This window comes from Vibrio sp. TRT 2004 (assembly GCF_050113735.1).
Classification (GTDB): Bacteria; Pseudomonadota; Gammaproteobacteria; order Enterobacterales; family Vibrionaceae; genus Vibrio.
Genome location: NZ_JBNJOH010000016.1, coordinates 67,721 through 77,882, shown reverse-complemented (window position 1 = coordinate 77,882; position 10,162 = coordinate 67,721). Strand labels below are relative to the sequence as shown.

9 protein-coding genes are annotated in these 10,162 nt (G+C 43.0%); 4 read left to right on the top strand and 5 right to left on the bottom strand.

From position 1 onward, the window contains the following. Positions 1-759: DNA polymerase IV (dinB, locus tag ACQEXR_RS09010; RefSeq protein ID WP_427020154.1), on the top strand; the 759-nt coding region annotated here is incomplete at its 5' end. Here the strand turns inward: dinB and ACQEXR_RS09005 are convergent. Beyond that, a complete protein-coding gene (locus ACQEXR_RS09005) occupies positions 756-2,690 on the bottom strand; it encodes a RecQ family ATP-dependent DNA helicase (RefSeq protein ID WP_427020153.1) in 1,935 nt (644 codons plus the stop codon). The two genes, dinB and ACQEXR_RS09005, sit on opposite strands and share 4 nt — an antisense overlap. A 78-nt stretch (positions 2,691-2,768) precedes the next feature. Here ACQEXR_RS09005 and ACQEXR_RS09000 point away from each other — a divergent pair, with 78 nt between their 5' ends. The 3 genes from ACQEXR_RS09000 (at position 2,769) to ACQEXR_RS08990 (ending at position 5,630) form a co-directional block, all read left to right on the top strand. Next, on the top strand, positions 2,769-3,245 hold the full coding sequence (locus tag ACQEXR_RS09000; protein WP_427020152.1) for a GreA/GreB family elongation factor: 477 nt from the start codon (positions 2,769-2,771) through the stop codon (positions 3,243-3,245). A 56-nt stretch (positions 3,246-3,301) separates the two neighbouring features. Beyond that, complete coding sequence (locus ACQEXR_RS08995; RefSeq protein ID WP_427020151.1) at positions 3,302-4,045, top strand: YggN family protein; 744 nt, start codon at positions 3,302-3,304, stop codon at positions 4,043-4,045. A gap of 220 nt (positions 4,046-4,265) precedes the next feature. Beyond that, positions 4,266-5,630, top strand: a complete 1,365-nt coding sequence (locus ACQEXR_RS08990; RefSeq protein WP_427020150.1) for a sodium-dependent transporter — start codon at positions 4,266-4,268, stop codon at positions 5,628-5,630. A gap of 64 nt (positions 5,631-5,694) precedes the next feature. Here the strand turns inward: ACQEXR_RS08990 and ACQEXR_RS08985 are convergent, their stop codons facing one another. The 4 genes from ACQEXR_RS08985 to ACQEXR_RS08970 form a co-directional block, all read right to left on the bottom strand. Further along, positions 5,695-6,678 (bottom strand): hypothetical protein, encoded by a 984-nt coding sequence (locus tag ACQEXR_RS08985; protein WP_426952239.1) that lies wholly within the window; start codon positions 6,676-6,678, stop codon positions 5,695-5,697. A gap of 1,021 nt (positions 6,679-7,699) precedes the next feature. Further along, positions 7,700-8,788 carry a succinylglutamate desuccinylase/aspartoacylase family protein gene (locus ACQEXR_RS08980; protein ID WP_331416135.1) on the bottom strand — a complete coding sequence of 363 codons (1,089 nt, stop codon included), beginning with the start codon at positions 8,786-8,788 and terminating at the stop codon, positions 7,700-7,702. Next, the gene (gene rimK, locus ACQEXR_RS08975) at positions 8,748-9,653 is read right to left on the bottom strand and encodes a 30S ribosomal protein S6--L-glutamate ligase (RefSeq protein WP_426952237.1); all 906 of its coding nucleotides are present in this window, start codon (positions 9,651-9,653) and stop codon (positions 8,748-8,750) included. Before rimK ends, ACQEXR_RS08980 begins: the two co-directional genes overlap by 41 nt. Continuing rightward, entirely contained in the window at positions 9,653-10,093 is a 441-nt protein-coding gene (locus tag ACQEXR_RS08970) for an ATP-dependent zinc protease family protein (protein WP_269376670.1), read from the bottom strand. The genes rimK and ACQEXR_RS08970 overlap by 1 nt, the downstream gene beginning before the upstream one ends. Positions 10,094-10,162: the final 69 nt, after the last annotated feature.

Sequence of the window (10,162 nt, the reverse complement as noted above, 5' to 3'; positions counted from 1 at the left end):
CCCCTGTCTCTTGATGAAGCGTACCTCGATGTGACGGATTGCCCTTTACATAAAGGCTCGGCAACCCTGATTGCTGATGCTATTCGTAGCGATATTTGGAATGAGCTACAGCTAACGGCATCTGCGGGTATCGCGCCAGTAAAGTTTCTCGCCAAGATTGCTTCCGATATGAATAAGCCCAATGGTCAGTATGTGATTCCTCCGGATAGAGTTCAAAGTGAGATAGACAATTTGCCGTTAGAGAAAATTCCGGGGGTTGGCAAAGTGAGTCTGGAAAAACTCCATCAAGCTGGGTTGTATGTAGGGCAAGACGTCAAAAACAGTGACTATCGCGATTTACTACTCAAGTTCGGCCGGCTTGGAGCCTCGTTGTGGAACAAGAGCCATGGTGTTGATGATCGTGAAGTCGTGGTTGAAAGGGAAAGAAAATCGGTTGGGGTCGAGCGTACATTTGCCGAAAATATTTTTTCATATGATGAATGTTGGCGTGTCATAGAAGACAAGTTATTTCCTGAATTAGAACAAAGGCTAGAAAGAGCATCGCCAGACAAGGCGATCATCAAGCAGGGGATTAAAGTTAAATTTGCTGATTTTCAATTAACGACGATAGAACATATTCACTCGCAGTTGGAGTTGGAATATTTTAAACAGCTACTGCATGACATTCTTAAACGTCAACAAGACCGAGAAATCCGATTACTGGGTCTAAGCGTGATGCTTAAACCCGAGGAACAGAGTAAACAACTGAGTTTTTTTTAATCTAGGCTTTCTACCCACAGCCTAACCTCACTGAAGGGGATGGCTTCAAGTTGACCAAACCCAGCTAAAGAGCGTGCTTTGATCTTGGTAAATACAGGTGTAGTGATCCCACAAAGAAATTTCGTTCTTAGATTGAGCGACAAAGGCGCACGAGCTTTGGTTTCCAATTGAACCAACCATTCACGAACTTGTTGTTGATCCGTCTCGCGTTGTACTAACTTGGGTAAGAGTGCGACTTCGCCACGACAGACACTACAGTGGTTACAATTGGAAGGTGCGTGTTTATCGCCAAAATACTTGGCCAACCTTGCACTAAGGCATTGACTTGATTCAAAGAAATCCAGCAGTTCGCGAATACGATTCACATCATTGGTTTCTTTATTTTTAAACAGAGAGGATAGTTTTTCAGCGAGCTCAGCGGTAGTGTTGGCTTTTGACGAAACTCGATAGACCTCAGTCATCAGTTTACTTTCTAGCTCTATCCAGCCTTTCTCGTTGAAATAGTTGAGTGCGGCTATGGCTCTTGAACGATCGCCTTGGAACTCTTGCCATAAGGTCTCAAAATCGACCTGACACCAAGTGCGAGCTTGGGGTGAACAGTTAAATAGCGCGGTAATAAACTCACGACGTTGTGGATCAAAATGATTGACAATGTTTTGTTTATCGGTGAGAAACTTAAAACGATAGTCTGCGAAATAGCTGTATTGTGACTCGATGACACCTTCCATCTCCATGTACACTAATAACGTTTTCAAAGGAAGCTGACGAATATTGCTTTCTGTCGAGAGTCTGCTGAGCACGACTTCCCATTGAGGAGATGAGTCAATCGCTTGTTTGAGGACAAACTCTATTTCGCTTGTCTCAGGCGTGTCGCCAAAAATAAAGTTCTCTAAGGTGCTGATACTATTTTGGTTCGCGAGTAATACGCATTGGGACGGATGCCCGTCTCGTCCTGCTCGACCTATTTCTTGCGCATAGTTTTCGATGGATTTAGGCAGATCGAAGTGAATGACTCGGCGAATATCAGATTTGTCCACTCCCATTCCAAAAGCGATGGTTGCGACAATACAATCTAGCTGCCCCTGCATAAATTGATTTTGAATCTGCTCACGCGTTTCATTGCCCATACCTGCATGATAGGCACTGACGTTAAGGTTATTATCAGCCAGTAGGCGGGCAACCTGCTCGGCGGTATTTTGCAGGGTCACATAGACAATGGTGGGCAGTTTGTAGTTTGATTTAATTAAACTCAGTAACGCTTCAGGCTTGTTTTCGTCCAGGCATGGTGAGACAGAAATATCGAGATTAGGACGATAAAAGCCAGTGACAACAACATCATCAGGTTCAATGGAGAACTTGCTCTGCATATCTTCGATAACCGTTTGTGTGGCTGTCGCGGTAAGCAATAGGACTTGAGGTATATTCAATTCTTTCAGGTAGTGCGGCAGTTTGAGGTAGTCCGGGCGGAAATTGTGGCCCCACTCAGAGATACAGTGAGCCTCATCGACGACCAGCAAAGATATAGGTACTTGGGAAATAAACTGCCTAAAGCGTTCATTCTTCAGCCTTTCGACAGATATCATCAAAACCTTGGTATGTCCTTGTTTTACCTGATTCATGATCTGTAAGGACTCTTCACGGGTTTGGCTAGAGTCAATGGATGCCGCGGGAATTTGTTTGCTGCTTAGGAAGGCGAGCTGATCCTTCATCAATGCCAGCAGAGGAGAAACCACCAAGGTCAGATGAGGCAAGACGACAGCGGGAAGTTGATAACAGAGAGATTTACCTGAACCGGTAGGGAAAATTGCTGCACATGATTGCCCTTGCATCACTTTTTCGATAATCGCTTGCTGCCCTGTACGAAGTGATTCGAAACCAAAGGTGTGATGGAGTGTCTGCTGAAGATCGAATTCTTGGTTGGGGCTAAACATAATACTTGATTCCAGTATCTTTAAAGGGCAATGAGCTCTATTCTAAGGGCATTAAAATGATTGGAACATGGTTTTAGTATGAATAAGTTGGAACTAAAACGCATTATTCTGGATTTGCTAGAACAAAAATGGCAAATCGCGCAAAGCTCAGTTCAAAGGGCAATTGAATCGGCGACGGACGAAGAAACGGTTCCTGAGCATACGTATGACACTTTAGCCCTTGAAGCATCTTATCTTGCCCATGGTCAGGCAATGCGCTTACAGGAATGTGAACAAGAAATTCGCGTGATGAAAGAACTTGTTTTGCCTATCGAGCCCGAAAAAGTGGTACTTGGATGTGTGATTTCATTACTGGACGATGACGATCAGATCAAACGCTTTTTTATCTCACCATGTGCGGGTGGTTTAAAAGTGTCAATCGACGATGAGAGCGTCACATTAGTAACGTTTGATTCGCCATTAGGTCAGGCTCTCAAGTCCAAGAAAGTTGGAGAGGAAGTGACTTACAAGGTTGCCGGTGTAGAACATTGTTACGAGATTGAAACCATAAGCTGACAAACATCAAACGATTTCTGCTATGGTAGGCATCAATAACTGCTCGAGAGGTAACAATGAAAAAAGTATTACTGACATTACCTTTATTACTTTCCAGCCAAGTTTATGCTGCACAGTGTAAAGTTGACTTACAAAACGAAATTCACTTGAATGGTGAGAGAATTGAAATTCACCAAGTTGGTGGTGAAACCGCAGTTGTCGATGCAGACAATGGCCTAACGATTCATGGTGAAAAAATTGAGTTGGATGATAGCCAGAAACAAGCTATTGCCCAATATCGAGAGAATATTAATGACTATTTGCCTAGAGCGAAGCAAATCGCCCAAGATGGCTTAGCACTTGCGAATGATATTGTTGATGATGTGGCAGAGAGCTTTGACGTGCCAGAGGCGTTTGATAGCGTCAAAGAGGCTATGAAGCAGTTTTATGCCGATATTGAAGCTCGATACTACAAGAATGGTGATTTGGTTTTACCTGCTGAAAGCTTTGGATCGCTAAATGAAACATGGGCTGAAGATTTAGAAAAAGCCAAAGCACTGTTTAATGAAGAGTTCATTACGAGTGCCTTTGATGCAATGTCAGCGAAAATGAAGGCAGAGGGAGGGCTGAACTTAACTGAAATGGCCAACTCAATGGCGGAACTTAAAGAACGAGTTGCTAAACGTCTTGCCGAGCATGCGGCTGAAGTTGAGCAACAAAGTGAAGACTTTTGTGATTCTCTTGATCAAATGGCTGAACAAGAGCAGCAACTTCACGATAAGATCCCGCAATTGAAGGATTACCAAATCTTCACCATCTAATCCGATTTACTTTTTCGATTGTATTGAATAAAGAGCGCCTGTATGGCGCTTTTTTATGTCTTGAGCACTGGAATAGTGAATTGTTGTTTGATTTTTGCTCATTTGAGGCTGATTTGTTGTAAATGCGCTGAGAACTGCCCGTGTGTGTTGATTGTTTAGTTTTGGCTAGTGTTTTATACTTGTGTACTAGTTAGCTAGTTCATTGGTGCGAATAGGTTGTATGGCTCAAACAAATAACACACAAACACGTGAGCATTTTGGTTCTCGTCTCGGTTTCATTCTTGCTGCGGCAGGCGCAGCGGTAGGTCTTGGCAACATTTGGGGCTTCCCTACGCAAGCCGCGAGCAATGGTGGTGGTGCATTTCTGCTAGTTTACCTAGTGATGATTCTAGTGGTTGCATTTCCCATGTTGGTCGTTGAAATGGCAATCGGTCGATATGGTCAGGCAAATCCGGTAGATAGTATGCGCTCACTTACTAGCAACCCTTTAGGTAAAAAAGTAGGGGCAACGGTAGGTTGGATTGGATTGAGTGTGCCAAGTGCGGTATTGGCATTCTATAGCATTGTAGGCGGTTGGCTAATTTGCTTTTTACTGGGAGCAATAACCGACGTTCTGGGGTTTGAGCAGGCAACCGCTTGGTTTAAGGGATTTAGCGTAGAGCGTAATTTGTTCGGTACGATTGCATTCTATGTTCTAACCGTATTAATCGTTCAAGGTGGAGTGAAGCAGGGGATTGAAAAGTGGTCGACACGCTTGATGCCGGCTCTGTTCATTTTATTTGGTCTGCTGTTTATCTATATCATGACGCAAAATGGTGCGATGGAAGGTTTAAAGCATTACCTGATCCCAGATTTTGAGAAGGTGATGGACCGTAAGTTGATTCTAGCGGCAATGGGGCAAGGGTTCTTTTCACTGACTATTGGTGGCTGTTCAATGCTGATTTATGGTTCTTACCTCAGCAAGAAAGAAAACCTGCCAAAGATGGCGATGAATGTCACCTTAGTTGATACAGCCGTGGCGTTTATTGCCGGACTGGTCGTGATGCCTGCGATGTTTGTCGCAATGCAAAAAGGTGTGCAGATTTATGCTGAAGATGGTTCTATGCTCAGTTCTGATACCTTAGTATTCACGGTTCTACCTTTGATGTTTGATAGCTTAGGTCTGCTTGGCCAGCTGTTTTCAATTGTGTTTTTCCTATTGCTGACGATTGCTGCGTTAACATCTTCAATTTCTATGTTGGAATGTCCGGTGGCGTTAGTGAGTGAGCGCTTCAACACCAAACGCAAGACAACAAGCTGGGTTTTAGCTGGGCTTATCGCTCTGTTCAGTATTGTTATTGTTTACAATTTTGGCGCTATGTTTGGGGCGGTAGCAACGGTGGCGACTCAATACTTGCAACCTGCCGCAGCGCTGTTGTTCTGTCTGTTTGGTGGCTGGGTGTGGAGCCGAAATAGCAAAGTTAAAGAGCTAGAACAAGGGTATCCTGAGTTCACTCAAAGCTGGTTTGGTAAAATATGGCCAATTTATGTCAAGTTCGTTTGTCCAGTACTGGTCTCCACCGTGATATGGGCATCATTTGGTTAAAGCAAAGCTCAATTTGTTAACGTAGCCCGCGTAATGCGGGCTACGTTAGTGAGTCACGCCACCGTTACTTCGATCTGATACAAACGGCGGTCTGATAGGTGATTGGGAACCATTGCCAAAACCAAGCAAAGCGGAGTTCCATCATTTTTCCTGGCCACCAGTATTTCCATTTAAAAAACACATCATCAGCCATGCCAAATCCTACCTCGGAGTAACCGGTGTAGTAGAGATTATATGGCGCTTCTCTTGCACGTCTTAGTGGTCTTGTCATCGGGCGTTCATTCGATCTGATGAGTCGCCAGTCGGAGTAACCTGCGTAGGTTGAATTGGAACATGCATTCCTTCCTTGCTGACGGTTGTAGAATGGCCCCCATTGTGTGTAGTACATGTGGCGATACGTCTCATAAACAGGCTGAGTTGGCCCGTATATAACCGCTACGGACCGAGAGCAGTTTGAGACATATATTGGGAAGCCATGGGCAAAACCGCCTATCGAGCAAGAGCGCACAGAATCTGTACCTGTGGGCAGAGAGATACCATTTAGGGTGCTCACTACACTATTAGAGAATTTGGCCCTTAAAACGTTACCGTCTTGGTCTTCAACTTGATGGTACAGGAACGAAAACTGGCCTTGTAAAATAGTAAACTCACTTGTTGCCCAGAATGTATCGCCTACGTTTAGGTCCTCTCCACCGTTGATGGTGTCGGTAACATTCCCTGAGTTAGCCTGAATGTTTCTACCTGCCGGACTAGCAGTTCTGTAATAGTCGGAACACTCAGGGGCTCGGTAGCCTTTACGCACACAAAATCTGACTGAAGATAAGTGTGAATTGTTAGCGATATAGTAAGGCTTACTCGATACGATAGTGCCGGAACGTGTCTGCCAATAGATAGATCGAAAGGTTGAAGATGAATCAAAGTTGGTGGCAATTTCTTGATCGATCATGCCTGTAAGCATGATGTCTTGCCTATTTTGTATCGTTACTTCGCTGGCGTGTACCCAGCTAGAACAAACACTAATAAATAATAGTAGGATGAACTGCTTCATTATTTTTCTCTTGTAGTGGGTAGCTAAGTCATATGAAAATTACTTGCCGACTCCAAATACCAATGACTAATTAAGACGCGTGCAAATTGCTGTGTCATATGTGATTTGCTGTGGCGACCAGATGAGTTTGTGTTCTACAATTTGGCCTGTGGTTGCGTAGTTTTATTATGTCCATAATTGTCCTTTGATCTTAATTGTTATTTCGTAAGCTGATGAAGAGGATGGTTATTGGTTATAATGCCAATTTTACAATTATTATTTGCTTAATTGATGGTTGTTTATTTTAGTCATTATTTAATTTATTAATTAGTGCTTTTTTAGATTGATGTTGTTTTTATTTCCTAATATGAATAGGGATCAATTAATAAATTGTTGTTTTTGATAATAAACTTAATCCCTATAGGATTGTTTCTTGGTTTGAATTGTGTTTATTCTCTTTTTTAATAAGATAATTGGCTGGGTTGTGTAAGGTAATTTCCCATTCCTAAGAGGGATATTACAAATGTTCACTTGGATAGAGAGTGAAAATGGCTTTGTTGCTTAAATCGATGGAACTAAATCAAGCTTACAGGACTAGGTATGGCTGAAACTCAGTATGTAGTTGATTACTCTAATTAGGTTATTAGCTTGGTTATGAGTCAATGTCACTAATAATAATGCTTACTAAAGCAATTTGTTTGAAGGCTATATTAAAATCATATGAATGTGCTAACTACTAATTTCGAAAACGCATCATTATTTTCGATCTTAGGCTGGAGTAATTTTAAGGACTAATTATGGGTAGGTTTTTACTATTATTCATTGCGCTATTTTCTGGTATCGCAAGTGTCAGTGTTAGCGTATTTAAAACTCGCTTCAGCAGCGGTTTCGCCTAACAACGTCATTATGGAAAAACATAATAATGATTTGGCTAAAAATTTGGTTGGAAACCTGTAAAGGTCCATTTGATGTTGGACCAAGATAGTGGGGCGATGCTAACAAGTATCTCAGTCCTAGTAGACAGACTGAGATACTTAGTCAATTATGACGTGGAGATTTGACCCGTTGTTAGAGGGTCAACATCCAGATCATTCACTTTCTCAATGAATTCCTCTACCACTTGTTCCACTTCTTCGTCATCTTGTTCAAAGTAGGCTAGGTTGAATATGGCATCACCTTCATTGACCAGCGGCAGTGTTTGTTGACCGATAACAATACCGCCTTTACGGGCGATGAGTTCGATTTCACTGTGTCCTAGTGGAGCACTGATGTATGCCAATACTTGCCCTTTTTCGACTTTCTCGCCCAGAGTCACCACAGTGCGAAGAATGCCGTCACTTTCCGCACGCAGCCAACTGGTTGACTTGGCAATAACGTGTGTTGGCAGCTTTTTGCGAGTTGAGCGTAGCATACCGATAGCCTGCATTACTCGCTGAACTCCAATAAATCCAGCACTGATACAGATTGGCTCGAAGCGTAATGCTTCGCCTGCTTCATAGGTAAGAACAGGGATACCCAGACGTTCAGCCTCACTGCGTAAAGAGCCATCTCGTAGAGGAGCATCAATGATCACTGGAGTGGCAAATGCCTGAGCAATGCGAAGCGTTTCAGGATTGCTCAAGTCGGCACGCAGTTGAGGTAAGTTGGTTCGATGAATGGCACCGGTGTGGAGGTCGAGTATGTAGTCACAACGTTTGGCTACCTGAGAGAAAAATGTGTAGGCCATACGTGATGCGAGTGAACCTTTTTCACTACCAGGGAAGCAGCGATTTAAATCTCGTCTATCAGGTAAATAACGTGATTTGTGAATAAAACCAAAAACGTTAACTATAGGCACAGCAATGAGTGTTCCTTTTAGCTTGTTAACATCAATGGTGTTAATCAGTTGTCTTACGATTTCAACGCCGTTGAGTTCATCACCGTGGATCGCCGCATTAACCATCAGTACTGGTCCTGCTAGCTTGCCGTTGATGACCTCAACCGGAATTGATAGTGGCGAGTGGGTATAAAGTCTTGCTGCATCTAACTCTATGACCTTACGTTCTCCCGGTGAGATAGACTCACCGAGAAATTCAAAAACGCTATTTATTTTAGCCTTTGCCACGAGTTTTAGTCCTTTTACTTGCCGCATTTTTCTCTATGAATTCGACAATCATTCCAGCAATGTCTTTACCAGTTGCGGTCTCAATACCTTCAAGACCTGGAGATGAGTTTACTTCCATGACTAATGGACCGCGATCTGATCTTAATAGATCCACACCGGCCACATTTAGACCCATAATTTTAGCGGCTGCAACTGCTGTACGGCGTTCAGTTGGGGTGATTTTTACTAATGATGCGCTACCACCACGATGTAGGTTGGAGCGGAACTCACCCTCTGCACCTTGACGTTTCATAGACGCAATCACTTTATCGCCAATGACGAAACAGCGAATGTCAGCACCGCCGGCTTCTTTAATGTACTCTTGCACCATGATGTTTGCTTTAAGACCCATAAAGGCTTCAATAACACTTTCCGCCGCTTTACGAGTTTCAGCTAAAACAACACCAATACCTTGAGTACCTTCAAGTAGCTTTATCACTACTGGAGCACCACCAACCATGTCTAAAAGGTCTTTTACATCGTCAGGTTTGCTTGCAAAGCCAGTAATAGGCATACCAATGCCTCTACGTGATAGTAGCTGCATCGAACGCAATTTGTCACGCGAGCGAGTGATTGCGACCGATTCGTTAACTGGATATACGCCCATCATCTCAAACTGACGTAATACCGCAGTGCCATAAAATGTAACTGAAGCACCAATTCGAGGAATAATAGCATCAAAGCCAGATAGCTCTTCACCCTTAAAGTGAATCTCTGGTTTGTCTGAGTTGATATTCATATAACAACGCAGCGCATCAATCACTTTTACTTCGTGACCACGGATTTTTGCCGCTTCAATTAGACGCTTCGTTGAGTAAAGAGTCGAGTTGCGAGACAGAATACCAATTTTCATTATTTGTTTTCCTCGAAAGGGACTAAAAACGATTCTACAGGGTCGACGATGATACGATTATGCATTGCTGTTCGACCTAATAACATGCGAAAAGCCATATTTTCGCGATTAGTTAAAGTAATTTCTATTGGCCAACTTTTTCCGCCAAGTTTTATTTCTGACTCGATAACATAGCGAGACTCTTCATGTCCGCCCGAATCACGAACTATACGTTCATCAATAACTTTCGCTTCACATACAGTTTCGAAGTCCGTGTTATGTTGCATTGGGTGGATCCAGAATCTAACCCAAAGAGCTTCGTCCTTTTTAAAGCTCTCTACTTTGAATGCGTGTAAGCATGAGGTCCTGGCTCCGGTATCAATTTTTGCATTAATTTCTTCAATACCTAAACCCGGCAGGCTGAGGGTTTCTCGCCAACCTACTAATAGTTTTTCTTTCATCGCAGTAACAATATATTTAGAGAGAATTTAAGACACTCTAATGAAGTGAGCATCCCCGACATAACGCGG